The 24,143-nt window shown below is 71.1% G+C and carries 23 protein-coding genes, 1 tRNA gene and 1 pseudogene; 15 read left to right on the top strand and 10 right to left on the bottom strand.

Going from position 1 to position 24,143, the window contains the following annotated elements; all coding sequences use genetic code 11:
- Positions 1-5 precede the first annotated feature (5 nt).
- Positions 6-1,145: an agmatine deiminase family protein gene (locus tag OG490_RS30700; protein ID WP_330299516.1), complete on the bottom strand. Its 1,140-nt coding sequence runs from the start codon at positions 1,143-1,145 to the stop codon at positions 6-8.
- 331 nt (positions 1,146-1,476) lie between these two features.
- Here OG490_RS30700 and OG490_RS30695 point away from each other — a divergent pair, with 331 nt between their 5' ends.
- The 4 genes from OG490_RS30695 (at position 1,477) to OG490_RS30680 (ending at position 5,952) form a co-directional block, all read left to right on the top strand.
- On the top strand, positions 1,477-2,034 hold the full coding sequence (locus OG490_RS30695; protein WP_371619860.1) for a TetR/AcrR family transcriptional regulator: 558 nt from the start codon (positions 1,477-1,479) through the stop codon (positions 2,032-2,034).
- 202 nt (positions 2,035-2,236) lie between these two features.
- A complete protein-coding gene (locus OG490_RS30690; protein WP_330299514.1) occupies positions 2,237-3,415 on the top strand; it encodes an agmatine deiminase family protein in 1,179 nt (392 codons plus the stop codon).
- Between the two features lie 69 nt (positions 3,416-3,484).
- Positions 3,485-4,192, top strand: coding sequence for an urease subunit gamma (locus tag OG490_RS30685; RefSeq protein WP_330299513.1), 708 nt, complete (start codon positions 3,485-3,487; stop codon positions 4,190-4,192).
- Positions 4,189-5,952 (top strand): urease subunit alpha, encoded by a 1,764-nt coding sequence (locus tag OG490_RS30680; RefSeq protein ID WP_443065896.1) that lies wholly within the window; start codon positions 4,189-4,191, stop codon positions 5,950-5,952. Before OG490_RS30685 ends, OG490_RS30680 begins: the two co-directional genes overlap by 4 nt.
- Positions 5,953-6,011: 59 nt before the next feature.
- On the opposite strand, the gene OG490_RS30675 is transcribed toward OG490_RS30680, so the two are convergent.
- Both OG490_RS30675 and OG490_RS30670 read right to left on the bottom strand, forming a co-directional pair.
- The gene (locus tag OG490_RS30675) at positions 6,012-6,581 is read right to left on the bottom strand and encodes a GNAT family N-acetyltransferase (RefSeq protein WP_330299512.1); all 570 of its coding nucleotides are present in this window, start codon (positions 6,579-6,581) and stop codon (positions 6,012-6,014) included.
- Positions 6,581-7,153, bottom strand: a complete 573-nt coding sequence (locus OG490_RS30670; RefSeq protein WP_330299511.1) for a TetR/AcrR family transcriptional regulator — start codon at positions 7,151-7,153, stop codon at positions 6,581-6,583. Before OG490_RS30670 ends, OG490_RS30675 begins: the two co-directional genes overlap by 1 nt.
- A 315-nt stretch (positions 7,154-7,468) precedes the next feature.
- Between OG490_RS30670 and OG490_RS30665 the strand changes: the two genes are divergently transcribed.
- The 7 genes from OG490_RS30665 to OG490_RS30635 all read left to right on the top strand — a co-directional run bounded on the left by OG490_RS30665 (position 7,469) and on the right by OG490_RS30635 (position 15,190).
- Positions 7,469-8,482 carry an agmatine deiminase family protein gene (locus OG490_RS30665; RefSeq protein WP_330299510.1) on the top strand — a complete coding sequence of 338 codons (1,014 nt, stop codon included), beginning with the start codon at positions 7,469-7,471 and terminating at the stop codon, positions 8,480-8,482.
- A gap of 115 nt (positions 8,483-8,597) precedes the next feature.
- Entirely contained in the window at positions 8,598-10,352 is a 1,755-nt protein-coding gene (locus OG490_RS30660) for an ABC transporter substrate-binding protein (RefSeq protein ID WP_330299509.1), read from the top strand.
- Positions 10,349-11,308: an ABC transporter permease gene (locus OG490_RS30655; RefSeq protein WP_330299508.1), complete on the top strand. Its 960-nt coding sequence runs from the start codon at positions 10,349-10,351 to the stop codon at positions 11,306-11,308. Before OG490_RS30660 ends, OG490_RS30655 begins: the two co-directional genes overlap by 4 nt.
- The gene (locus OG490_RS30650; protein ID WP_330299507.1) at positions 11,305-12,159 is read left to right on the top strand and encodes an ABC transporter permease; all 855 of its coding nucleotides are present in this window, start codon (positions 11,305-11,307) and stop codon (positions 12,157-12,159) included. The genes OG490_RS30655 and OG490_RS30650 overlap by 4 nt, the downstream gene beginning before the upstream one ends.
- On the top strand, positions 12,156-13,151 hold the full coding sequence (locus OG490_RS30645) for an ABC transporter ATP-binding protein (protein WP_330299506.1): 996 nt from the start codon (positions 12,156-12,158) through the stop codon (positions 13,149-13,151). Before OG490_RS30650 ends, OG490_RS30645 begins: the two co-directional genes overlap by 4 nt.
- Positions 13,148-13,954, top strand: a complete 807-nt coding sequence (locus tag OG490_RS30640) for an ABC transporter ATP-binding protein (RefSeq protein WP_330299505.1) — start codon at positions 13,148-13,150, stop codon at positions 13,952-13,954. Before OG490_RS30645 ends, OG490_RS30640 begins: the two co-directional genes overlap by 4 nt.
- Positions 13,955-14,044: 90 nt before the next feature.
- Positions 14,045-15,190 carry an agmatine deiminase family protein gene (locus OG490_RS30635; RefSeq protein WP_330299504.1) on the top strand — a complete coding sequence of 382 codons (1,146 nt, stop codon included), beginning with the start codon at positions 14,045-14,047 and terminating at the stop codon, positions 15,188-15,190.
- Positions 15,191-15,319: 129 nt separating this feature from the next.
- Here OG490_RS30635 and OG490_RS30630 read toward each other — a convergent pair whose 3' ends face one another.
- The gene (locus tag OG490_RS30630) at positions 15,320-16,414 is read right to left on the bottom strand and encodes a hypothetical protein (protein WP_330299503.1); all 1,095 of its coding nucleotides are present in this window, start codon (positions 16,412-16,414) and stop codon (positions 15,320-15,322) included.
- 168 nt (positions 16,415-16,582) lie between these two features.
- Between OG490_RS30630 and OG490_RS30625 the strand changes: the two are divergent.
- Positions 16,583-16,804: pseudogene (locus OG490_RS30625) on the top strand (SDR family NAD(P)-dependent oxidoreductase); the annotation flags it as partial.
- A 169-nt stretch (positions 16,805-16,973) separates the two neighbouring features.
- Here OG490_RS30625 and OG490_RS30620 read toward each other — a convergent pair.
- The 3 genes from OG490_RS30620 to OG490_RS30610 form a co-directional block, all read right to left on the bottom strand.
- Positions 16,974-17,870, bottom strand: coding sequence for a phosphatase PAP2 family protein (locus tag OG490_RS30620; protein WP_330299502.1), 897 nt, complete (start codon positions 17,868-17,870; stop codon positions 16,974-16,976).
- Between the two features lie 186 nt (positions 17,871-18,056).
- Positions 18,057-18,743 (bottom strand): class F sortase, encoded by a 687-nt coding sequence (locus OG490_RS30615; RefSeq protein ID WP_330299501.1) that lies wholly within the window; start codon positions 18,741-18,743, stop codon positions 18,057-18,059.
- A 136-nt stretch (positions 18,744-18,879) separates the two neighbouring features.
- Positions 18,880-19,371: a hypothetical protein gene (locus OG490_RS30610; protein WP_330299500.1), complete on the bottom strand. Its 492-nt coding sequence runs from the start codon at positions 19,369-19,371 to the stop codon at positions 18,880-18,882.
- Between the two features lie 552 nt (positions 19,372-19,923).
- On the opposite strand from OG490_RS30610, the gene OG490_RS30605 reads away from it, so the two are divergent.
- The gene (locus OG490_RS30605; protein ID WP_330299499.1) at positions 19,924-20,673 is read left to right on the top strand and encodes a hypothetical protein; all 750 of its coding nucleotides are present in this window, start codon (positions 19,924-19,926) and stop codon (positions 20,671-20,673) included.
- 152 nt (positions 20,674-20,825) lie between these two features.
- Positions 20,826-20,975, top strand: coding sequence for a hypothetical protein (locus tag OG490_RS30600; protein WP_330299498.1), 150 nt, complete (start codon positions 20,826-20,828; stop codon positions 20,973-20,975).
- A gap of 70 nt (positions 20,976-21,045) precedes the next feature.
- On the opposite strand, the gene OG490_RS30595 is transcribed toward OG490_RS30600, so the two are convergent.
- Both OG490_RS30595 and OG490_RS30590 read right to left on the bottom strand, forming a co-directional pair.
- Positions 21,046-21,133, bottom strand: a tRNA-Leu gene (locus OG490_RS30595).
- Positions 21,134-21,302: 169 nt separating this feature from the next.
- Positions 21,303-21,764 carry a hypothetical protein gene (locus tag OG490_RS30590; protein ID WP_330299497.1) on the bottom strand — a complete coding sequence of 154 codons (462 nt, stop codon included), beginning with the start codon at positions 21,762-21,764 and terminating at the stop codon, positions 21,303-21,305.
- Between the two features lie 228 nt (positions 21,765-21,992).
- On the opposite strand from OG490_RS30590, the gene OG490_RS30585 reads away from it, so the two are divergent.
- Positions 21,993-23,210 (top strand): low temperature requirement protein A, encoded by a 1,218-nt coding sequence (locus tag OG490_RS30585; protein WP_330299496.1) that lies wholly within the window; start codon positions 21,993-21,995, stop codon positions 23,208-23,210.
- On the opposite strand, the gene OG490_RS30580 is transcribed toward OG490_RS30585, so the two are convergent.
- Positions 23,194-24,135 carry a beta-ketoacyl-ACP synthase III gene (locus tag OG490_RS30580; protein WP_330299495.1) on the bottom strand — a complete coding sequence of 314 codons (942 nt, stop codon included), beginning with the start codon at positions 24,133-24,135 and terminating at the stop codon, positions 23,194-23,196. The two genes, OG490_RS30585 and OG490_RS30580, sit on opposite strands and share 17 nt — an antisense overlap.
- Positions 24,136-24,143: the final 8 nt, after the last annotated feature.

The raw sequence follows: 24,143 nt of genomic DNA, 5'->3' as shown, positions 1-24,143 counted from the left end.
CCCGACTACGCCGCCGGCTTCCCCGGCTCGTCGTGCGTGGAGCAGTGGATCCCGCCGCCGCCCGAGGCGATGGTGTCGATCTTCACCATGACGACCTCCCGCTTGGGGAAGTGCTCCTGGAGGATGCTCTTCGCGCGGGCGTCCGCCTGGGCGTCGCCGAATTGCGGCATGAAGAGGGAGCCGTTGGCCACGTAGAAGTTCGCGTACGTGGAGACGAACGCGTCGCCGCGGCCGGTGATCTTCTCCAGGTCGGGCTGCGGGAGGTCGACGACCTCCAGCTTCTTGCCGCGGGCGTCCGTCGCGTCCTTGAACACCGACCGCGCCTGGTCGGCCGCGCGGGACCAGACGTCCGGCGGGGAGTCCGCGTGCGCCTGGTCCAGCAGGACCACGCCCGGCTCGGTGAACCGTACGAGGCTGTCGACGTGCGCGTCCGTGATGTCCTGGCCGCGGACTCCGGCGAGCCAGATGACCTTCTTGATGCCGAGGGTGCTCTTCAGCTCGGCTTCAATCTGGTCGCGGCTCTTTCCGGGGTTGCGGTTCTTGTTGACCACGGAGCTCTCGGTGACCAGCAGCGTGCCGACGCCGTCGGTCTCGAAGGAGCCGCCCTCGGCGACCAGCGGAGCCTGCACCCGCTGGATGCCGTACTTCGCGAGCAGCAGCTTGCCGACCTGACCGTCGTTGCGGTGTTCCTGCTTGTTGCCCCAGCCGCTGAAGTTGAAGTCGATGCCGAGCAGCTTGCCCGGCTCCTCCACGAACACCGGTACGGTGTCGCGCGCCCAGAGGTCGTCGACCGCGAGCGCAATGACCTCGACCTGCGATCCGCAGGCCTTCTGCGCCGCGGCCACCTGCTCGGGGCGGGCCATCATCACGACGGGCTCGTACTCGCCGACCGCGCGCGCCACCCGGGCGATGTCCTCGCGGACTCCGGGGAGCATCTCGCCCCAGACCCGCTCCAGGGCCGGCCAGGACATGAAGGTGCGGGCGTGGCTCTCCCACTCGGCACCGAAGCGACGGCCGTCGGCCGTGTCTCCGGGGGCGGGTGAGTTCTCGGCCTCGCCCGGGTCGGAGGGAGCGCAAGCGGCGGCTCCGAGGGCGATCGCTCCGCCGATTCCGGCGAGGGAGCGCAGTGCGGTGCGGCGGGACATGGGGGGATTCAACACAGGAAGCTCCGGCATGCGACTGGGGGCTACAGGGGGCGCTGGGGGACGCCACTGAGCAGGCTGTCCGCCCATGAGTAGCGGTTGGCCCAGCTCTAGCGTGCGCGCGCAGCGGACGGGCGGCGACACGGCCCGTGCCTCGAAAACGGATCTCGAAAGTGGATCTCGAAAGCAGGATGCGCAATGACGGAATGCGGCATTTGCCGATCCGACCGGCCCCACTGTTGCACTGACTAGATATTCAGTCAATCCACCCCTCACCCGAGGGGCCGGGCTGCGGGTAGGGTGTCGGATCGTGGCTGACCGTCGAACAGCAATCATGGAAGGGGCCGCGCGGGTCATCGTCCGGCGCGGCGTCCGAGGCCTGCGCGTGGAGGAACTCGCCGCGGAGGCCGGGGTGTCCACGGCCCTGATCTACTACCACTTCAAGGACCGCGCGGGGATCCTGCGCGCGACGCTGGAGTTCATCAACGACCGCGCGGCGCGGTACACCACGGAGCGCGATCCCGGCGAGGAGCCGCTGGACGCCCGGGGCGAGCTGGAGCAGACGCTCCTCCTGGAGCTCCAGGACACACCCGGGGTGCGGGAGAACAGCACGGCCTGGGGAGAGCTCCGGGCCAGCGCGGTGTTCGACCCCGACCTGCGGGAAGACCTCGCGCGGGCGACGCTCGTATGGGTCCAGGAAGTGGGCGAGCTGCTCGGCCGCGTCCGCCCCATGGCCGGCGCGGCGGCCCTCGCCGGCACCGCCGAGCGGCTGACGGCCCTGGTGGAGGGGCTGAGCTCGCGCTGGCTCAGCGGCAGCCTGCCCCTGGAGCACGCCCGCGAGCTGATGTCTTCGGCCATCGACGCCGAGCTGGACCGCCTCGCCCGGACCTGATCCGGCCGCCCGCCCCTGACGGGCACCCCGGCCGCCCTGCGGCGGCCCGACAGGGCCCCGCCCCACTCGCGACCCTCCCGATCACACCCCCGACCAGCCCCTGGGCCCACCCACGCCATGAAGCTTGACTGAATTTTCAGTCAGTGACAGAGTGCGAGCCGTGGCCGAAACCGGCACGCACCCCTGATCTGGAGAAATACCGATGAGCGACTCCCCCGGCGCCAGCCGCTCCCTCGTCAGCCGGCTCTTCGGAGCCGCGCCCTCCCGTCGGCGCGTCCTGGGCGCCGCAGGCCTCGGCGCGGCGGGTGCGGTGCTGGGCGGTTCGGCGGCCTCGATGGCATCGGCGGCGCCCCGGCCCGCGAACCCGGCGCTGCCGCGCTGGTGGGTGGACCGCGACGACGTCCCCCACGCGCGCACCTGGATGTCCTGGCCGTCACGTTCGTCCATCTGGGGCGGCCGCGCGCTCAGCGGGGTCCAGGAGGACATCGCGCTGATCGCCAAGACCATCGCGCGCTACGAGCCCGTCGTCATGTGCGCGCCGGACTCCTACACGGCCGCCACGGCCCGTTCCTGGTGCGGCCCCGCGGTCACGGTGCTCACCTCGATCCCCACCGACGACCTCTGGATGCGCGACATCGCCCCCGTCTTCCGCCGGGACGGCCGCGGCGGGCTCGACGCGATCGGCCTGAACTTCAACGGCTGGGGCAACAAGCAGACGCACGCCTACGACGCCGACGTCGCCGAACTCGTCGCGCACGACGGGTACCTCCCCTTCAGCAGGACCGACTTCGTCGGCGAGGGCGGTGCGATCGAGACCGACGGCGACGGCACCGTGATGGCCACCGAGAGCAGCCTGGTCAACAAGAACCGCAACCGGGGCATGAGCCGGGCCGAGATCGAGGAAGCCGTCCTGCACGCCTACGGCGCGGACAGGATGATCTGGGTGCCCGGGATCAAGGGCAAGGACATCACCGACGACCACATCGACGTGACCTCGCGGTTCATCGGGCCGGGCGTCGTGATGGTGCAGGTGCCTCCGGCGGACCGGGGCGACGTCTGGGCGCGCGACGCCCGCCAGCAGCTGTCGATCCTCTCCGAGGCCACCGACGCCCGGGGCCGGCGGCTGAAGGTCGTCCAGGTGGCCGGTCCGGACACCGTGCGGTCCAAGAACCCGCAGTTCGTGGACTCCTACCTCAACTTCCACGTGGTCAACGGGGCTGTCATCACCGCCCAGTTCGGCGACCGGGAGAAGGACGCGGCGGCCAAGCAGACCCTGGCGGCGGCCTTCCCCGGCCGCACCGTGGTCCAGCTCGACGTGGACCGCCTGATGGCCGGCGGCGGCGGCATCCACTGCTCCACGATGCACGAGCCGCTCCCGTAGGCCGTCCCTTTCGGACCGCCGCCCCGCGGCCGGCCCCCGGCCGCCCGATCCCTTCACAGATGAGGCCGCATGCGACTGACACCGACCGAGCGGGACCGGCTGCTGATCTTCACGGCGGCCGAGCTGGCCCGTGCCCGACGCGCCCGGGGCGTGAAGCTCAACGTTCCCGAGGCGACCGCGCTGATCACCGACACCGTGTGCGAGGCGGCGCGGGACGGCCGCAGGCTGGCCGAGGCGATCGCCGCGGGACGCCACGTGCTGAGCGCCGACGAGGTGCTGCCCGGGGTGCCCGACGTGGTCACCTCGATCCAGGTCGAGGCCGTCTTCGACGACGGTACGAGGCTCTGCGTCATCGACGACCCCTTCCGGCAGGAGGGTTCCCTCGGGGCCGACGCCCCCGGCGCCGGGCTGCCCGGGGACGGCGCCGGCTACGAGCCCGCCGAGGCGACGATCCGGCTGCGCGTGCGCAACACCTCCAGCGTGCCGATCAGCGTCACCTCGCACTTCCACTTCTTCGAGACGAACCCGCGCCTCGCCTTCGACCGGGGCGCAGCCTACGGCTCCCGGCTCGCCGTGCCGGCGGGTTCCTCGGTCCGCTTCGACGTCGGCGCCACCGTGGAGGTGGAGCTCGTACCCATCGGCGGGGCGCGCGTGGCCATCGGTTTCGCGGGGCTGGTCGACGGCCCCCTGGACGCGCCCGGCGCCCGCGAGGCCGCCCTGGCCAAGGCCCGTGCCACGGGGTACCTCACCGAATACCAGGAGGAGCAGCAGTCATGAGCGCCAGTGTCTTCGACTCGGCGGGCTGCCACGGCCGTCCGGGCGCCGCCCCGGCCGACAGCATCGATCCGCACGACTACATGGCGGTCCACGGCCCCCGGGCCGGGGACCGGATCCGGCTCGGGGACTCCGGGCTCATCGTGCGCGTGGAGTCCGATTCCCAGAAGCCCGGGGACGAGTTCCTGGCCGGCTTCGGCAAGACCGCCCGAGACGGCCTGCACCTCAAGGCCGCCGCCGTCCGCGAGACGTGCGACATCGTGATCAGCAACGCCCTGGTCATCGACGCCGTCCTCGGGATCCGCAAGACCAGCATCGGCATCCGGGAGGGCCGCATCCACGCGATCGGCCGGGCCGGGAACCCGGACACCCTGGACGGGGTGGACGTGGTCGTCGGTACCGGCACCACGATCGTCTCCGGCGAGGGCATGATCGTCACCGCCGGGGCCATCGACACCCATGTGCACCTGCTCTCCCCGCGCATCATGGAGGCCTCGCTGGCGTCCGGTGTCACCACGATCATCGGCCAGGAGTTCGGCCCGGTCTGGGCGGTCGGCGTCAACTCCCCGTGGGCGCTCAAGCACGCCTTCAACGCCTTCGACGCCTGGCCCGTCAACATCGGCTTCCTGGCCCGCGGTTCCTCCTCCGACCCGGCCCCGCTGATCGAGGCCCTGGCCGAGGGCGGAGCCTCCGGCTTCAAGGTCCACGAGGACATGGGCGCCCACACCCGCGCCCTGGACACCGCCCTGCGCGTCGCCGAGGAACACGACGTTCAAGTCGCCCTGCACACGGATGGGTTGAACGAGTGCCTCTCCGTCGAGGACACCCTGCGCGTCCTGGACGGCCGCACCATCCACGCCTTCCACATCGAGGGCTGCGGCGGCGGACACGTCCCCAACGTCCTGAAGATGGCCGGCGTTCCCAACGTCATCGGCTCCTCCACCAACCCGACCCTGCCCTTCGGCCGGGACGCGCTGGCCGAGCACTTCGGCATGATCGTCTCGGCCCACGACCTCAAGGTCGACCTGCCCGGCGACGCCGCCATGGCCCGCGACCGGATCCGCGCCGGAACCATGGGCGCGGAGGACATCCTGCACGACCTCGGGGTCATCGGGATCACCTCCTCGGACGCCCAGGGCATGGGCCGCGCGGGCGAGACCGTACGCCGTACGTTCGCCATGGCCGGGAAGATGAAGACCGAGCTGGGCCCCCTGGACGGCGAGGGTTCGTACGGCACGGCGCAGAGCGGCGACGACAACGAGCGCGTGCTGCGGTACATGGCGAAGCTGACCATCAACCCGGCCATCGCCCACGGCCTCTCGCACGAGGTGGGCTCGATCGAGGTCGGCAAGCTCGCGGACCTCGTCATGTGGTGGCCCCAGTACTTCGGCGCCAAGCCCCAGTTGGTGCTCAAGGGCGGTTTCCCGGCCTACGGGGTCACCGGCGATCCGAACGCCTCCACGGACCGCTGCGAACCGCTGGTCCTCGGACCGCAGTTCGGCGCGTACGGGGCCACCGCGGCCGACATATCCGTGGCGTTCGTCGCGGAGGCGGCCGTCCAGAACGGCGACCTGATGCCTACCCGGCGGCGTCGCGTCGCGGTCCGCGGGACCCGGGGCATCGGACCGAAGGACATGCTCCGAAACGCCCGTACCGGCAGTGTCGACGTACACCCCGGCACGGGTCTGGTGTCGCTGGACGGCGAACCGCTGGTCTCGGAGCCGGCCGACTCCATCTCGCTCAGCCGCCTGTACTTCCTGTAGGCCCTTTCGTTCAAGTGGGGCCGTCGAGGCCCCACTTGAACGAAGGCACCCCAAGAGCCCTACGGGGTCCGGCGGAAGTCCAGCATGCAGAACACCTTGTCGTACCGGCGTTCGCCGACGGCCACGAAATCGGGCAGCCGCCCGTACTCGGTGAAGCCCAGCGAGGCGTAGAGCCCCAGGGCGCGCTCGTTGTCCCCGCGCGCGTCCAGGGTCAGGACCTCGATGCCGGCCGTCCGGGCGTCCTCGATCAGGGCGGCCGTCAGCGCCCGGCCGATGCCGCGGCCGTGGATCCCGGGGTCGACCGCGACCTTCTCCAGGTCCGCGTGCGGCCGGTGGGTGGGGCGCGCGTAGCGCTGCCAGTACCCCAGCCCGACGAGCCGGGGTCCGAGGTAGGCGGCGCGCAGGGCCGCGTCCCCGGCCCGTACGGCGGCTACGACGTGTTCGAGGAGCTCCGTGATCTCTTCGGGCGCGGGCGGCTCCACCCAGCCCAGGGCCGCTCCCCCGGCCACCAGCTCGGCCAGGATCCGGTGCGCCTGCGCGCCGGACCGGGCCGCCCGCTCGGGGTCGCAGGCCAGTTCCAGGGCGTCCAGGAGGACAAGCTCCGCGGGCCCGTCGGTCGCTGCGGGCATTAGGCGTCCAGCTCCGCGTCGATCGCGTCGGCGAGGAGGCGGCGGGCGTGTTCCAGGGGCAGGGAGCCGCTGAGCCAGCGCACGCTGAGGCCTTCGAGCAGGGCCGTCAGCCGTTCGGCGGCGGCCGCGTGCTGCGGGGCGGTGCCGATGGGGCGGGCCTGGGCCAGGAGGTAGGAGATCTCGTGGACCCAGCTGTGCGTGGCCTTGGCGACGTCCTCGCGCAGGTCGGGGTCGAAGACGGCGCTGGCCCTGAGCTCGCCCCAGGCCGTGCTGTTCTCGCGGACCTCCGGGGTGTCCTGGAGTTCGAGGAGGAGGACTTGCGTCAGCTCGGCGCGGGGGCTCTCGGGCTCGTCCAGGCCCGCTTCGCGCTCGGCGGTGTAGCGCTCGGCGCGGTCGCTGATGAACTCCAGGGTCCGGCGCAGGATCCCGGCGCGGTCGGTGAAGTGGTAGTAGATCAGTGAGGTGGACACGCCCGCCTCGGCTGCCAGCTCCCCCACGCGGAGCCCGCGCACGCCGCGTCGCGCGATCACTCGCGTGGCGGCTCTGAGTATTTCGGTTCGACGGTCTGACACGAGGGGTCACTCTACCCGTCGGGTCCGCCACCTGGGGCTTTTTCCTGACCGTAACATCAGGGGCGATATTTCCGGTGAATATGTCGCGATCATGCGCATTCACATCCCCCTCTCCCCCTCACCTCCCCTCGGGGTGGGAGAGGGGGATCGACCCGCCCGATACCCGGCATGGCCGATTCCGCATCAGCTTGGCCAGAACCATTGACTGAATTTTCAGTTCGGTGGAGGATGCGGGCACATCATCACACCTCTTGCCCGCGGCGATCGCGTGTCCCCGTCGCGAATACTGACTAAATTTTCAAACAGGAGAAGATCATGACTACCTTCCGGATGCCGGCCGAGTGGACCGACCACGAAGGCTGCCTGATGGCCTGGCCGACACGGCAGGAGCTGTGGGGCGACGTCTTCGCCGAGGTCAAGGCGGAGTACGCCCGGGTCGCCTCGGCGATCGCCGAGTTCGAGCCGGTCACCATGGTCGCCCTGCCCGGCAGCGGCGCCGAGGCCCGCGAGCTGTGCGGCGAGGGCGTCACCGTGATCGAGCTCCCGATCGACGACTCCTGGTTCCGCGACTCCGGACCGATCTTCGTGCTCGGACAAAACGGCGAGCGGGCGGGCGTCGACTTCCGCTTCAACGCCTGGGGCGGCAAGCACTTCCCCTACGACACCGATGACAAGATCGCCGGCGCCCTGCTGGACCACTTCGGCGTGGACCGCATCGACTCCCGGATGATCCTCGAGGGCGGGGCGATCACCGTGGACGGCGAAGGCACCCTGATCACCACCGAGCAGTGCCTCCTGCACCCGAACCGCAACCCGGACCTGACCAAGGAGGAGATCGAGGCCGAGCTGATCGCCCGCCTCGGTGTCACCAAGGTGATCTGGCTCCCGTACGGCGGCCTGCTGGACACCGAGACCGACGGTCACGTGGACGGCGTCGCCGCCTTCGTCGCCCCCGGCAAGGTCCTCGTCTCCCTCCCGAGCGACCCCGCCCACCCCGACTACGAGCGCATGCGTGTGAACCGCGCCGTCCTGGAGTCGGCCACCGACGCCGCCGGGCGCCCGTTCGAGATCATCGACCTGCCGCAGAGCAACCTCGTCGAGGTCGACGGCAGGGAGACGGAGGTCGGCTACCTCAACTTCTACATCGCCAACGGCGGCGTCGTCGTACCGGTCGCCGACACCCCCGAGGACGAGGGCGCGCTCGCGGTCATCGCGGCCGCACTGCCCGGCCTCAAGGTCGTCGGCGTCCGCTCGCGCGTGATCGCGTACGGCGGCGGTGGCGTCCACTGCATCACCCAGCAGGTACCCTCCGCCCACCCCACCGCCTGACCGGCTCGCCCCCTTCGCCGCGCACGGGCCGGCGGCCCGCATCCGAGTCCCCTCCTCGCCCCGGTCGGCCGCCCGCCCCGTACCTCCCCCGCCCAGCATGGAAGAGAGAGCACCGATGCCCAGATCCCTGCCCTGGTCCAGAGCCGCCAGCTCCGCGCGCAACCAGCCCGACGGCACCCCGTCCGCCCGTACCGGGTCCGGCGCCACCCCGTCCGCCCGGACCGGGTCCGCCCGTACCCGGTCCGCCCGCCGCCGGTACGCGCTGCCCGTCGCGGCCCTGGCCGCCGTCAGCCTGGTGGCCGCCTGCTCCGGCCCGCCCAAGGGCGGCGCGCCCGCGAACGACGCCGCCTTCAAGCTGTCCGCCGGCACTCCGGCCGCCGCCGGTGAGCTGGACTCCTTCACCTGGGCGCTCTACGCGGAGCCCCCCACGCTGGACTACATCTCGGCCTTCGACTACCCGCAGAACACGATCCTGTCGAACGTCTGCGAAAGCCTGATGAAGTGGACCCCGCAGCTCACCATGGCTCCGGGGCTGGCCGAGAAGGCCACCAATGCCACCCCGCTGACCTGGGTCTACGATCTGCGCCCGAACGTGAAGTTCCACGACGGCTCCACCATGACCGCCGACGACGTGGTCTTCAGCCTCGGCCGCCAGATGAACCCGGACCTCGGGGCCGCCTGGAACAGCCAGTTCGTCAACGTCGAGTCGATCAAGAAGACCGGACCGCTCCAGGTCACGGTCGCCCTGAAGCAGCCCGACTCGCAGTTCCCCCAGTACATGGCGACGGCCGCCGGCGCGGTGGCCTCCAAGGCCGGCGTGGAGAAGGCCGGCGAGAACTACGGCACCGCGGGCAGCCTGGACTGCACCGGCCCCTTCAAGCTGGGCACCTGGAACAAAGGCCAGTCGATCGAGCTCCAGCGCTTCGACGACTACTGGGGCACCAAGGCCAAGTCCAAGAAGGCCGTCTTCACCTTCCTGACCGACCCCTCCGCCCGGACGAACGCCATGCTCAACGGTGAGGCGGACGGCGGCTACCTGATCCCCACCGAGAGCTACGACCGGCTGCGCAGGAGCGGCGCCGGAACGCTCTACTTCGGCGAGGGCCTCAGCACGGTCAACGTCAACGTCACCAGCATGAAGGGCGCCCTCGGCGACGTCCGCGTCCGCCGGGCCCTGGCACTGGCCCTGGACCGCCGCGGCTTCGTCAAGGCGGGCCTGGGCGGCGCGGGCACCATGACCACCTCGCTCACCGCGAAGGGGGTCTGGGCCACGGCCCCCGAGAACCTGCGCAAGGCCGCCTTCGACGGGCTGCCCTCGGCCGACCAGAACATCGAGGCCGCGAAGAAGATGATCGAGGAGGCGGGTGCCACCGGCAAGACGGTCACCATCGCCACCAGCTCGATCGGCCAGGACGTCTCCCTGCTGGCCACCGCGGTCCAGGACGCCGGCACCAAGATCGGGCTGAAGGTCGAGCTGAAGACCATCGCCCCCAACGCCTTCACCTCGCTGTTCACCGACGCCAAGGCGCGCGAGGGCCTGGACATGTTCCCGGAGACGTACTACGACTCCATCACCGACCCGATGGACCTGCTCAGCAACTTCCAGACCGGGGCCTACCAGAACTACGCCGGCTACAGCGACGAGGCCTACGACTCGCTCGTCGACAAGGCCCGCGGCGAGTACGACCCGGCCAAGCGCTTCTCCGCGGCCGTCGAGCTGCAGAAGAAGGCGGCCGACCAGCTGCTGTGGATCCCGGTCGCCGAGTGGCCGACCGCCGTCTTCCTGAACAAGCGGATCACCGGCGCACCGACCACCATCTCCTACCTGTACTACCCGTGGGCCGCGGACGTCGGGGCGGCCGCGCGATGAGTTTCCTCCGCTTCGCCGTACGGCGGCTGGCCGAGATGGCAGCCACCCTGCTCGCGGCCTCCTTCATCATCTTCGGCGCCCTGTACCTGGCCCCGGGCAACCCGGCGAGCTTCCTCCTGGGCGGCCGGTCGGCCTCCCCGGAGGCCCTGCAAGCGATCAACGATCACTACCACCTGGACGACCCGTTCGTGGTCCGCTACGGGCGCTGGCTCGGCCAGGTGCTGCACGGCGACTTCGGCCGCTCGATCACCTACCGCACCGACGTGTCGCGGCTGCTGGCCGACCGGCTGCCCAACACCCTGATGCTGATCACGATGGCGCTCGTACTGGTCCTCGTGTTCGGCCTCATCCTGGGCTGGATCGGCGCGGTCCGCGGCGGGCTCCCCGACTCGGCGATCCTGGTGACCACCACCTTCGCCATCGGCACCCCGTCCTTCGTCGCGGCGGTCATGCTCCAGGGCCTGTTCGCGGTGAAGCTGCACTGGTTCCCCACCGGGGGCACCGGTGACGGGTTCGCCTCGATGCTGTGGCACCTGACCCTGCCGGCCGTCGCGCTGGCGCTCTACCTGATCGGCATGCTCGCCCGGGTCACCCGGGCCGCGATGCTCGACGTCCTGGGCCAGGAGCACGTCACGGTCGCCCGCAGCCGGGGCGTGTCCGAGCGCCAGGTCATCCGGCGCCACGTGTTCCGCAACGCCCTGGGCACCGTGCTCACCACGGGCGGGCTGATCGTCTCCACACTGCTGGTCTGCACCGTCCTGGTGGAGTCGGCGTTCAGTGTGGGCGGCATCGGCCAGCTCCTCGAACTGTCCACCACCACCAAGGACTTCCCCACCGTGCAGGCCATCTCCCTCATCATGGTCGCGCTGTTCATGACGGTGAACCTCGTCGTGGACCTGCTCCATCCGCTGGTCGACCCCCGGGTCGCACTCGGCCCCGCGAAGAAGGCCGCGTGAGCTCCGTCCTGGTGCGCCGGCCGGGCCTGTCCCGGATCCGGACCTCCCGCGCCCCCCTCTCCCTGCTCTGTCTGGGCTTCGTCGCCGTCGTCGTGATCGTCGCGGTGTTCGCCCCCTGGATCGCCCCCTACGATCCCAACGCCATCGACCTGGGCAACGCCCTCGCGGGACCCTCCGCCGACCATCTCCTGGGGGTCGACGCCTCCGGCCGGGACACCCTGTCCCGGCTGGTCCTGGGAGCCCGTACCTCGCTCCTGGGCCCGCTCGGCGTCGTCGCCTTCTCCACCGCGGCCGGTGTCGCGATCGGCACCGCCGCCGCCTGGCGGGGCGGCTGGCTCGACTCGGTGCTCTCCCGCAGCACCGAGCTGGTCTTCGCCTTCCCCGGCATGCTGCTGGCCATCCTGATCGTCTCGGTCTACGGCGAGGGGCTGCTGGCCCCCGTCATCGCCCTGGCGATCGCCTACCTCCCCTACGTCAGCCGGCTCACGCGCTCCCTCGTACTGGCCGAGCGCGCCCGCCCGTACGTGGAGGCGTACCGGGTGCAGGGCCACTCGGGGCTGCAGATCTGTCTGCGCCACGTCATCCCCGGCATCGCACCCGTGGTGCTGGCCCAGTCCACGATCAACTTCGGCTACGCCCTGATCGACCTGGCGGGCCTGTCCTTCCTCGGGCTGGGCGTACCCGCCCTGACCCCCGACTGGGGCCGCATGGTCTTCGACGGCAACGTCGCCATCCAGTCCGGCTACCCGCTCTCGGCGATCGTGCCGTGCGTGGCCATCGTGCTCACCGTCGTCGCCTTCAACGTGGTGGGCGAACGCTGGGCCGACAAGGTCGCCAGGAGGGACCGATGAGTACGCTGAACACCCTCGACATCCAGGGGCTGCGGCTCACCCTGCCGAACACCGTCCGGCCCGTCCTCGACGGGGTCGACCTCACCGTCGGTGCCCGCGAGACCGTGGCCCTCGTCGGTGAGTCCGGCTCCGGCAAAACCCTCACCTCGCGCAGCGTGCTCCGGCTGCTGCCCGAGAAGGCCCGGACGCAGGGCACGGTCCGGGTCGTCGGCGACGACGTCCTGACGATGACCCCGGGGCAGCTGCGGGTGCTGCGCACCAGCACGGCGGCCATGATCTTCCAGGATCCCCGGGCGGCCATCAACCCCATGCGGCACGTCGGCGACTTCCTCACGGAGAGCCTGCGCCTGAACGCCAAGATGGCCAAGGACGCCGCCGAGGAGCGGGCGGTGACCATGCTGGAGGCCGTCGGCCTCACCGGCGCGGCACTGCGCAAATATCCCGGACAGCTCTCCGGCGGCATGCTCCAACGGGTCATGATCGCGGCCGCGTTGATGGGCGATCCCGCCCTGATCCTCGCGGACGAGCCCACCACCGCGCTCGACGTCACCACCCAGGCCGAGGTGGTCGCCCTCCTCGGTGATCTGCGCGAACGCTTCGGCACCGGGCTGCTGTTCGTCACGCACGACCTCGGCCTCGCCGCCGCGATCAGCGACCGCGTGTACGTGATGTACGCGGGCCGGATCGTCGAAACGGGCCCCGCCGACGACCTGTTCACCCGGCCGCGCCACCCGTACACGGTGGCGCTCCTGAACTCCACGCCGCGCCTCGACGCCCCGCGCGGGCGGCTCGCCGCCATCGAGGGCAGGCCGCCGAGCCTGCGCGAGGAGCTCACCGGGTGCCCGTTCGCCGCGCGTTGCGTGTTCGCGACCGACGTGTGCACCCGGCAGGCCCCGGAGCTGCTGCCGTTGGCCACCGAGCCGGCCCGTCTCGTCTCCTGCCACCACAGCGACGAGGTCGCGGCGAAGGAACGGAAGGAACTCCACCCATGACGACCACGACGAAGACCGTTCTGGAGGTCTCGGGCCTGCACCGGGCCTACGGGAGCGTCCAGGCCGTGGACGACGTGTCGTTCCGGCTGTCCGAAGGCGGCTCCCTGGGCATCGTCGGCGAGTCCGGTTCGGGCAAGACGACCACCGCGCGCATCGTCGTGGGCCTGGAGCGGGCGGACAGCGGCCGGGTCCTGATCCACGGCCGCGACCGGGGCGAGATCCGGCGCGGCAAGGCGGGACGCCTGGAGCGGGCCCGCGAGATCCAGATGGTCTTCCAGGACCCCTTCCTGTCCCTGGATCCCCGCATCACCGTGGGCGGGGCCATCCGGGAGACCCTCAAGCTGCACTTCCCCGGCACCGACCACACCGGCCGGATCACCGAACTGCTCGACCAGGTCGGCCTCGGAGCACGCGAGGCCGACGCGCTGCCCCGGCAGCTGTCGGGCGGACAGCGCCAGCGCGTGGCGATCGCCCGCGCGCTGGCGGTCGAACCGTCCGTCCTCGTCCTCGACGAGGCGGTCGCCGCCCTGGACGTCTCGGTGCAGGCGCAGATCCTGAACCTGCTCTTCGACATCCGCGAACACACCGGCATCGGCTACCTGTTCATCACCCACGACCTCGGCGTAGTGCGCTGTGTCACCGACGACGTGATCGTCATGCGGCACGGCCGGATCGTCGAGGCGGGTCCGACGGCACAGGTACTCGCCGACCCCCAGCACCCTTACACGCGCCTGCTCCTGGAGTCCGTACCCCGCCCGGGGTGGGACCCGCGGAGCATCGCCGCCGCGCGCCGCGCCCTGTGAGGGGGGCCGTGGGTGCGTCGGCGCCCACGGCCCATCGGTTCACCACTGCACGCATTCGCGCATCCACGCATGACTGATCGGAGATCAGAGATGAACGAGCACGTCGTACGGACCCTGGACAGACGCGGTTTCCTGGCGGCGGCCGGCCTCACAGCCGCCGGCGCCGCACTGGCGACGGTCGGCGGGCAGGCCTTCGCGGCCGTCCGCCCCTCGGCCGCCGCCGCAGCGGGCGGCTTCGCCGTCCCGATCGACACCGTCCGGCACACCCGGACCTGGATGGCCTGGCCCGACTCCTCCGCCATCTGGGGCAACAAGCTCTCGGGTGTGCAGGCGAACATAGCGCTCATCGCGAAGACCATCGCGAAGTACGAGCCGGTCGTGATGTGCGCCAACTCCGCGAGCGTCGCCAAGGCGAAGAGCGCCTGCGGTTCGGCGGTCACGGTCATCGGCACGATCCCGGTCGACGACTGCTGGATGCGCGACACCGGTCCGGTGTTCCGCACCAACGGGGCGGGCGGCCTGGACGCGTTCGGCACCAACTTCAACGGCTGGGGCAACAAGCAGACCCACGCCAAGGACGCCCTGGTCGCCGGCCGCGTCGCGGCCTACGCCGGGGTTCCGTTCAGCGCGGCCGGGTTCGTCGGCGAGGGCGGCGCGGTGGAGACGGACGGCGCCGGCACGCTCATGGCCACCCGCAGCTCCCTCATCAACTCCAACCGCAACCCCGGCAAGACCCAGGCCCAGTTGGAGGCGGCCCTGTGCGCCGCCTTCGGCGCGTCCAAGGTCGTCTGGTTCAAGGGCATCGTGGGCAAGGACATCACCGACGACCACGTCGACGCCACGTCCCGCTTCCTCGCCGAGGGGGCGGGCCTGGTGCAGATGCCGCTCGCGAGCGACACCGACGCCTGGTCGAACGACGCACGTGCGCAGTACCAGATCCTGTCCACCACCGTCGACGCCCAGGGCCACACGGTCGTGGTCACCAAGCTCCAGGGCCCCGACTACAACAAGATCCGCTCCACCAACCCGGACTTCGTCGGCGCGTACGCCAACTACTACGTGTGCAACGGCGCGGTCATCTCCCCGCAGTTCGGCGACTCCACCGCGGACGCGGCGGCCAAGGCCACCCTCCAACGGGCCTTCCCGGGCCGGGTCGTCGAGCAGCTCAACATCGACAGCCTGGGCGGGGGCGGCGGCGGCATCCACTGCGTGACCCAGCAGCAGCCGGTCGCGTAACGGTCCGGCGGACCGCCAGGCCGCCGGACCGTGGAAACAACTCCGGCCCCCTGCTGTTCGCAGGGGGCCGGAGCGGCTCGACCCCGATCAGCCGGGCTCCCCGGCTCCCCCGGTCCTGCCCGCCGCCGGTCAGTTCTGGCGCAGGGGCGGCATCGGCAACGGGATGGAGTAGGCCGTCGCACCCGCCCCGACCCCGCCCTCGCAGGTGTTCGGCGGCTGGGTACCGGTTCCCCGCGTCGAGGGCTTCTCGGCGGCCCAGAACATGTAGCCGAGCAGGCCGGCGGTGGTTCCCGCCCCCTTGGGCGCCGCGGACTGGGTGAAGGAGCCGGTCGACTTCTGCAGGGAGCTCGCGAAGGAGGTGCACTCGGGAAGGGACTTCGACTGGTCGCTGATGTACAGCCCGCCGGTGAACTTGGCGGGAGCCAGCGGCGGCACGGGCGGAGAGTAGGTCGCCTTGCCGTCGATGTGTTCCTGCCAGTTGGCGATCGCACCACTGGCGGAGGGCTGGCGGGCGGGGACCATCGCGTTGGCGTAGTCGAGGACCGGTACGTCGGTTCGCAGCCAGTCGGCGGTCGCCTTGCGGTTGATGCCGATCAGCCAGCGGTCACCGGCGGCGGTGTCGATCGTGAGGCGCGCGGTGCGGTCGGCCCCGGAGGCGTCGTAGGGGTGCCGGGAGCGGTAGGCGTCGATGAAAGCCTGCAAACCCGTCAGGTTCGGATTGGTGTTCTGTTCGTAGTCGATCTCGATGCCCGCACCGAGCCGGGTGGCGGCCTCGGCGGCGTTCTGCCCGAGCTGCGCGGCGTTCTCGGTCAGTGCCGCGTCCCATGCACCGGTGTAGGTGATGCCACCGATGGAGAGCATCACGCGGATGCCGCGGGAGGTGAAGTACTGGACGATCTCGGGGGTGATCCCGCGGGGGATCCCGTCGACGGTCGTGGCGTCGTTCGTGCGGTGCAGCAGTTTCTGCGGTTCGACGAAGCTCAGGACGACCAGGTTCACCGAGGGGCGGCCGTCGCCGCGGTCGATCAGCCAGTGGTTCATGGAGTCGAACTCCGCGACCGTGCGGACCCTGCCCCAGATGCAGGCGTCGTCGCTGCAGTGCCAGGCACCGTAGACCTGCGGACCGGTCGCGACGGCGGCGGCGCTCGCGGTCGCGACGGGGGCGGGGGTGGATATGACAAGACCCAGGAGCAGGACGAGAGCACCGAGGATTCTCTGACGCATCAATACCTCCGAGGAGGGAGCGGCCCGAGTGGGGGGTGGCGGCCGAGCGTCAGAATGTCAGGTACATACCAAGTCCGGCAAGGGCTCGACCACGAACCCCGCCCCCGGGTCCGGCAGCACGCCGATCGCAACGTTTGCGCAAGTCGGTCACCGCCGGATCACGGAGGAATGACAGCAACCCTGATCACCGGAGCGAACAAGGGTCTCGGGTTCGACACCGCCCGCCAGCTCATCGCCGCCGGCCACACCGTCCATCTCGGCAGCCGGGATGCGGAACGCGGGCGACGGGCCGCCGAGCAGCTCGGCGCGCGGCCGGTTCAGCTGGACGTCACCGACGATGCGTCCGTCCTGGCCGCAGTACAGGTGGTCGAGGCCGACGGAGGACTCGATGGCCGGCGCTGCGGCCGGGCCGGTGGTGTGTGCGTGGGCACGGCCCGTGCAGCCGGTGGCGAGAGCGGTCAGTGCGGTGGCGGTGGCCCGCGCGGCGGTGAACCGGAGGGGGCGGGAGATCGGCACGGCGGGCGAGGGGATGCGGGGCGGGCGCGGCCGCAGTGCAGCCTCAGTGACGCGGCGCCCTCGTGCGCGCCGCGGCCGTCCGCGGCAGGGCCAGGAACGGCGGGCCGCCGAAGTCCATGCCGCGCAGCAGGGTGAGCATCGTCAGGGCGGTGATCGCGGAGGCGGCCGAGGCATAGGACTGCGCGGCCAGGTACGCCTCCCAGTTCGCGTCCTCGACCAAGCCCGCCCGGCCGGCGTCGCGGGCGTACAGGACGGTGAACAGGACCCCGAGGGCCAGCCCGGTGACCGCGAGGAAGCCGAGGACCAGTGCCGCGACCCTCATGAGTAGCACCCGCCCCGCCCGCCCCTCGGGCAGCGGGGCCGCCCTGCCGAGCCACGCCATTGCGGCCAGGGCCACAGAACCGAAGGTCAGCGCGATCAGGTCCCCGCCGATGGTGTCGCTGAGGCGGTGCCAGTGCGCGGAGACGGTGTTGGCCCCGATGCTCACCGCCCACAGCGCCCCGAGCAGTGCGACGAGTCCGCGCCAGCGCGGGGCCACCACGATCAGCAGCGCGAACAGGCCGGCCATGGCGATCGTCGTGTGGCCGCTGGGGAAGCTGTTGGTCACCTCGCCCGTCTGCCCGTACAGCAACGGCCGGGCCACCACGTACCGCTTGAGGACCTCGGCCGTGCCCAGGCCGCCGATCAGCGTGAACAGGGAGGCCGGCACCAACAGCCAGCGCCTCCGTACGGCCCCGATGAGCACGATCAGCACGCAGAAGAAGCCGAGCGAGCCCATGGTGATGGCTCGCAGCCGCCCGTTGGCCGCGGCCCGCTCGTGGCGGTCCGCGTACTCCAGGGTTCCACGCAGCGCCGCGTCCTCGAAGCGCTGTCCCGTGCCCGTCCGCACCATCGACCAGTACACGGCCACGAACAGCACCAGCGCGACCAGAGCGGTCAACGCTGCCCTGCGCCGTACCTCATGAGCCCGAGCGTCACGTGATGGATCACTCCGCAGCATCCTGCGCCCCTTCGAAGGTCTGATGGTGAGGGACCACGTTTTCGTTCTTCCGCCGTGCCCGCACTCCGCAGGCGCCCGTACGGTGGATCCCTCCGAGCGGGAGGCGGCACGCGGGTACGGCGTCGACTACCGCCGGGTGGAGACGGCGGCCGGGCCGGCGAGGTGGGCGTAGACGACGGTGTTGGCCCGGTAGCCGGTGGCCTTGCTGTACGTGCCGCCGCAGGTGATCAGGCGTAGTTCGGGCCGGGCGGCGGGGGCGTAGACCTTGTCGTCGGGGAAGGCGTCGCGGTCGTAGAGCTCGGTGCCGTCGACCACGAAGCGGGCGGTGGTGCCGTCCGCGCGCAGGATCTCGACGGTCGAGTCCTTCTTCAGGGCGCCCAGGTCGTAGAAGACGGCGGGCCCTTGCCGGGTGTCCACGTGGCCGGCGATCAGGGCGGTGCCCGTGGCTCCCGGCTGGGTGCCGCCGGTGTACCAGCCGGCGAGGTTCTTCTCGTCGGGCGGCGGGGTGTCGAGGGTGTTGTCGGGCAGGAGCGAGAGGCCCGTGAGGGGCGCGTCGACACCTATGGAGGGGATCCGTATCCGTACGGGCGGCGAGGCGGCCATCGGGCGGACCGGGACCTGCTTCGCGGCGGGACCGCTTCCGATGACCTCCCCCGCGATGCGGCGCGGCGCGTCGAGCAGGCGCTGCTCGGTGGAGGGTCTGGGCGGCGCGTCGGTCCCCGTGTCCACGCCCAGGAGGTAGATGCCTGTGGCGAGCGAGGCGGCGGTCAAGGTGGCGGCCGGCCAGAGCCGCCGCCGGGGCTGACGGGTCACGGGTGTCTCCCCCCGGTGGATGCGGAGGCGGCCCCGGCTCCTTGGGCACAAGGTCGGCTCTTTCGGATCTTGTCGGACCCGGCAAGATCCGGAAGAGACGGCCCAGGAGCCGAGGCCACCGATGAATGACCGGGTGTCAGGACTCCTGGCCGGCGCGGCGGCGCATCATCCATGCCCCGCCGATCGCGGCCGCGCCCAGCGCGCCGATCCCGGCGGTCGTCGCGGCGGTCGAGTCTGCGGCGCCGCCGGAGCCGGCCTTGACGGCTCCCTTGGGCGAGTTGCCCGTCACGGTCAGCGTGCCGGTCGCGGTCTTGCCGTCGGCGCACTTGACGCTGACGGTGTGGGCTCCGGGCTTGGCGGTGTGGGGGATGGTGAACTGGCCGACGGCGTCTTCCTTGTGCGTGGTGGGGGCGACCTTGAACTCGGCGGCGCCGACCGAGGAGGCATTGCCGGTGCCGGTGCCCCCGGTACCGCAGGCGGTGGTGTTCACGGTGACGGTCGCACCCGGTGCGGCGGAGCCGGGCACGATCTCCAGTCCACCCCCGGTGGCGGCGAAGGAGGCACCGGCGCAGACCCCGAGTGCGGCGCAGGCCAGGGCGGTTGTGGTCGCTATGCGGTGGATGGACATGAGGGGGCCTCCAAGTGCGGGACGGAGATGCGGAATTGCTTCCGCGTCAGGTGCGGCGGGGATCGCACTCGCAGTCAATCCCTGCCTGCTGCGGTCCGCATTTCAGGACGAATGGAAGACCGATCCGGTTTTCGGCGTGTCGTCGGGACGCCAGGAAAAGGTGCAGATGGAAGCCCTGTCGGGGGAGTTGGGGATTTCAGTGGTATCGCGCAAATGGGTGACCTTCGCCTCCGCTCCCGCAGGCGGGGGCGACACACCGACCGTCGCACGGCGCCAGCGATCGGTCACACACCGTTGCGCATGCCGGCGGATGCGACAGCTCGGAAATCCTGACGGCCGACTCACGAAAGGTGAATTCACCGGCGACAAACGGCCTCAACCATCAATAATCTCGCCAGAAGCCGTAAAGGACGTGTCCACGACATGAGGCCCAGATCGGGGCCCACCGGTAAAGCGCACAGGAGCAGCACATGGCTCACACCCGCACCCCCAACCTCGCGTTGCGCCTGCGCATGGCCGGTCGTCGGCGAGACCGTCCGCCTCGACTACACCGTGACCGGCAACAACCCGACCACCAGCCTGACCACCGGTGTCCTGCACCTCACCGCGGACAAGCCCACCTTCGGCACCCTGCTCTCCGCTGCGACCTGCACCCCGACGGCGAACGAGTCGAGATTCTTCGACTGTCCCACCGCGGCGGACGACTCCCAGATACCGAGCACCCCCACCGACAACGCCTTCGTGGTCAACTTCAACCCGGACATCAAGAAGGGCGTCACCGCCCACTTCCAGATCTCCTTCACCGTCCAGCCCGCCGCCGCCGGCCAGACCTTCAACCTCAATCTCCTGTCCGGCTCCTTCGGTACCCAGGCCGCTCCGACCCCGATCGCGGTGGCCGGCTCCGAGGCCGACCTCGCCGTCGGACTGACCGCCAACCCGAACCTGCGCCTCCTCGACCCGGCCGTCGACTACCGGATGACCTTCACCGACAAGGGCCCCGGCGCCGTCCAGTCCGGTACGGTCACCGCCCAGCTGCCGTCCGCCGTCACCGCGGTCAGCGGACTGACCGACGGCTGCACTTACTCCGCGACCACCGACAAGGTCACCTGCCCCACCGGCACGATCGCCAACGGAACCACCCAGGCCCTCACCTTCACCGCACACCTCGGCGTACTCACCCTCGGCCTCCCCCTCAAGGCCACCGCCCAGCGCACCACCAGCACACCGACCGACCCCAACGCCGCCAATGACACCGCCACCGCCAACTGCCTCGCCGTCACCGGCCTGATCATCATCTGCTGACCCCTGCCGATCCGCGGGCCCCGGCCGTCCCCACCAGGCCGGGGCCCGCGGATCGGCTGCCCAGGACCGTCTTCGGCCCGCCACGCTCCCGCGCGGCGCAACGGGCTGCACACAAGACCCCGGCGACGGACGAGGACCGCGGCACCCGGGCCATGCCCCTGACGCCGTCGGGCAGTGATGAGCTGCGCATCCCGCGCTTCGTCTTTCCCTGGCCCGCCGCGATCCACCCCGAGGTGGAGAGCGCCGAAGTCGACACCCTCGAATTCGCGGCCGCCTACGGGCTCGCGCCCGACTCCCTGTGAGCGCACAACGACAGAGCCGGTCGAAGCGACATGATGTCGCTTCGACCGGCTCTGTTCGGTCCGAAGACCTTGGTGTCCGAGGGGGGACTTGAACCCCCACGCCCGATAAAGGGCACTAGCACCTCAAGCTAGCGCGTCTGCCATTCCGCCACCCGGACTAGGTGGTCGGCCCCGGTTTCCCGCGGCGACATGGACAACAATAGCAAAGGTTCGGCGGGGTTCCGACCAGGTATTTCGTCGGGGCCGAGTTCGACGCGCCGCGCTGACCTGCGGGCATGTCCGGGGGGCGGCCTGCGGGCACTGCGAGACGGTCCGTCTCGGCGAGCACTAGGAGCCGGCGTTGGCCCGCTCGCCGTTCAGCAGGTCTTCGCCGTGCTGCCAGGCGTAGAGCGTGTGGCCCTCCAGGTAGCCGTAGTAGGTGCCGCAGCGCAGGGTCGCCCGGCTCCGGGCGTCCCTCGGGAACCAGTCCGCCTGGAGCTGGACCTCCTTGGCGTTCCCGGCGGGCTCCGGCGTGCACTGCGCCGGGGGCTTGCCGTCCGGGAGGGCCGCCTCCAGGAGGCGCTCGCCGCCCGTGGTCTTCATCGAGTACTTCACCGACTCCGCGCCGTCCGGCAGCCAGCGCGGGACGGAGACGCGCGCCTTCTTCGCCTCGGCGCCCGTGGCGTAGGAACTCGTCTCCTGGTGCCGGTTGTCCAGCCACTCGTTCGCGGCGGGCACCGCGATCGCGGCGGCGATCCCGAGGGCGGCGACGACTCCGGCGGTGGTCAGGAGGATGGTCCTGCGGCTCATGCGGCGTTCGCTCCCATTCGCTCGGCTTGCGCCGGTTGCTCTCTGATTGCCTGGTTCCATCCTCCGGGCCGACGCCCGCGGATCCGTCAGCCCTTCGGCCGGGATCTCCGTACCTCTCCGGTCTGACGCCCCCCCGAGGACTCCCGGATTCTGATACCGGCTGGACACCGGGGTTCCCAGACGGTCGGATGGGCGCCGCATGTTCGAGCACAGGGGGGAACCACACATATGGAAACCGAGCATCGCGTCAGCACGCTGGAGCTCTTCTTCGACCTCGTCTTCGTCTTCACCATCACCCAGCTGACGGTGCTGCTCTCCGACGACCTCACGCTGCGGGGCGCCGGACGGGTGCTGCTGATCTTCACGGTGCTGTACTGGATGTACGGCGCCTACGCGTACCTGACCAACCAGGTGCCGCCGGACCGGCCCGCGCGGCGGATCCTGATCCTGCTCGCGATGAGCGCCTTCCTGGTGTGCGCGCTCGCCGTGCCGACCGCCTTCGGGGACGGCGGCGTGGCCTTCGGACTCGGCTACTTCGCGGTCGTGGTGCTGCACAGCGTCCTGTACAGCCAGGCCTACGGGCGCAGCGTGCTCTGGTTCGCGCTGCCCAACGGGATGTCCGCCCTGTCGGTGGCGGCGGCCGGGCTGTTCGACGGGCCTGCGGCCCTGGGTCTGTGGGGGCTGGCGCTGGTGTTCCAGTTCGCCACCCCGGTCATCTCGCGCTGGGCGGCGGCCGGCGGGGCCGAGGCCTCGGCCGGGACCACCATGGACGACCAGCTCGGCGGGATCGGCGCCGCGCACTTCGTGGAGCGGCACGGGCTGCTGCTGATCATCGTGTTCGGCGAGTCGGTGATCGCGATCGGCATCGGGGTCGGCTCGCTGCCGCTGACCTTCGGGATCGCCGGGGGCGCCTTCCTGGCGCTGGCCGTGGGGGCCACCCTGTGGTGGATGTACTTCGTGCGCGACGAGGGCCGCGCCGAGCACGTTTTCGCGAACACCCCCACCGAGCGGCGTTTCAAGCTGGCGCTGCGCGCGTACTACTACGCCTTCATCCCGATGCTGCTGGGCATCGCCGGGTTCTCCGCGGGCGTGAAGAAGAGCATCGGGCACCTGGGCGAGCAGCTGCCGGCCGGGCCCGCTTTCGCCCTCGCGGGCGGGGTCGCCTGCTATCTGGCCGGGGACGTCGCCTTCCGGCTGGTGCTGGGGATCCGGCCCGTACGGTTCCGGGCGCTCGCGGTGGTGCCCGTACTGGCGACCGCGGCGGCGGGGATGCGGCTCGGCGGTGCCTGGCAGCTGACCGGGCTCGTGCTGGTGCTCCTGGCCTCGCTGACGGCGGAGGCCCGGAGCTGGGGGCGGACGTCCTCGGGAGAGACGCCCGCCGGGGTGGCCCCGGCGGAGCCGGAAGGCTCCGCCGGAGCTGCCGCCGGGGTTACGGGCAGCGGATGACCTGGCCCGCGTAGGACAGGTTGCCGCCGAAGCCGAAGAGGAGGACCGGCGCCCCGGAGGGGATCTCGCCGCGCTCGACCAGCTTGGACAGGGCCATCGGGATGGATCCGGCCGAGGTGTTGCCGGAGTCGACGACATCGCGGGCGACGACCGCGTTGACGGCGCCGATCTTGGCCGCGAGCGGCTCGATGATCCGCAGGTTCGCCTGGTGGAGGACGACCGCGGCCAGCTCCTCGGGGGTGACCCCGGCCTTCTCGCAGACCTTGCGGGCGAGCGGCGGGAGCTGGCTGGTGGTCCAGCGGTAGACGGACTGGCCCTCCTGCGCGAAGACCGGCGGCGAGCCCTCGATGCGGACGGCGTGGCCCATCTCGGGGACCGAGCCCCACAGGACCGGGCCGATGCCGGGTTCCTCGCTGGCCTCGACCACGGCCGCACCGGCTCCGTCGCCCGTCAGGACGCAGGTGGTGCGGTCGGTCCAGTCGGTGATCGCGGTCATCTTGTCGGCACCGATGACCAGGGCACGGGTGGCGGCGCCGGCCCGGATCGCGTGGTCGGCGGTGGCCAGGGCGTGCGTGAAGCCCGAGCAGACGACGTTGATGTCCATGACGGCGGGATGGCCGCCCATGCCCAGCTTGGCCGCGACGCGCGCGGCCATGTTGGGGGAACGGTCGATCGCGGTCGAGGTGGCGACGAGGACGAGGTCGATGTCGTCCGGGCTCAGGCCGGCGCTCGCGAGCGCCTTGCCGGCGGCCTGGTAGGCCAGCTCGTCCACCGGCTCTTCGGGACCGGCGATGTGCCGGGTCTTGATCCCGACGCGCGAGCGGATCCACTCGTCGTTGGTGTCCACCATGGCCGCGAGGTCCTCGTTGGTCAGCACTTTGGCGGGCTGGTAGTGCCCTAGCGCCACCACGCGTGAACCGGTCATGGGCGGGG

It is taken from the genome of Streptomyces sp. NBC_00503, from assembly GCF_036346895.1.
Classification (GTDB): domain Bacteria; phylum Actinomycetota; class Actinomycetes; order Streptomycetales; family Streptomycetaceae; genus Streptomyces.
This window is presented reverse-complemented; position numbering and strand designations above follow the sequence as displayed.

Coding starts and splice junctions, on each gene's coding strand:
- OG490_RS30675 (WP_330299512.1), bottom strand. CDS start 6,581: ATGCCCGCAGCGACCGACGGGCCCGCGGAGCTTGTCCTCCTGGACGCC.
- OG490_RS30690 (WP_330299514.1), top strand. CDS start 2,237: ATGAGCGACTCCCCCGGCGCCAGCCGCTCCCTCGTCAGCCGGCTCTTC.
- OG490_RS30590 (WP_330299497.1), bottom strand. CDS start 21,764: ATGAGCCGCAGGACCATCCTCCTGACCACCGCCGGAGTCGTCGCCGCC.
- OG490_RS30610 (WP_330299500.1), bottom strand. CDS start 19,371: ATGTCCATCCACCGCATAGCGACCACAACCGCCCTGGCCTGCGCCGCA.
- OG490_RS30655 (WP_330299508.1), top strand. CDS start 10,349: ATGAGTTTCCTCCGCTTCGCCGTACGGCGGCTGGCCGAGATGGCAGCC.
- OG490_RS30600 (WP_330299498.1), top strand. CDS start 20,826: ATGCCCCTGACGCCGTCGGGCAGTGATGAGCTGCGCATCCCGCGCTTC.
- OG490_RS30585 (WP_330299496.1), top strand. CDS start 21,993: ATGGAAACCGAGCATCGCGTCAGCACGCTGGAGCTCTTCTTCGACCTC.
- OG490_RS30665 (WP_330299510.1), top strand. CDS start 7,469: ATGACTACCTTCCGGATGCCGGCCGAGTGGACCGACCACGAAGGCTGC.
- OG490_RS30680 (WP_443065896.1), top strand. CDS start 4,189: ATGAGCGCCAGTGTCTTCGACTCGGCGGGCTGCCACGGCCGTCCGGGC.
- OG490_RS30685 (WP_330299513.1), top strand. CDS start 3,485: ATGCGACTGACACCGACCGAGCGGGACCGGCTGCTGATCTTCACGGCG.
- OG490_RS30640 (WP_330299505.1), top strand. CDS start 13,148: ATGACGACCACGACGAAGACCGTTCTGGAGGTCTCGGGCCTGCACCGG.
- OG490_RS30645 (WP_330299506.1), top strand. CDS start 12,156: ATGAGTACGCTGAACACCCTCGACATCCAGGGGCTGCGGCTCACCCTG.
- OG490_RS30630 (WP_330299503.1), bottom strand. CDS start 16,414: ATGCGTCAGAGAATCCTCGGTGCTCTCGTCCTGCTCCTGGGTCTTGTC.
- OG490_RS30660 (WP_330299509.1), top strand. CDS start 8,598: ATGCCCAGATCCCTGCCCTGGTCCAGAGCCGCCAGCTCCGCGCGCAAC.
- OG490_RS30635 (WP_330299504.1), top strand. CDS start 14,045: ATGAACGAGCACGTCGTACGGACCCTGGACAGACGCGGTTTCCTGGCG.
- OG490_RS30695 (WP_371619860.1), top strand. CDS start 1,477: ATGGAAGGGGCCGCGCGGGTCATCGTCCGGCGCGGCGTCCGAGGCCTG.
- OG490_RS30580 (WP_330299495.1), bottom strand. CDS start 24,135: ATGACCGGTTCACGCGTGGTGGCGCTAGGGCACTACCAGCCCGCCAAA.
- OG490_RS30700 (WP_330299516.1), bottom strand. CDS start 1,145: ATGTCCCGCCGCACCGCACTGCGCTCCCTCGCCGGAATCGGCGGAGCG.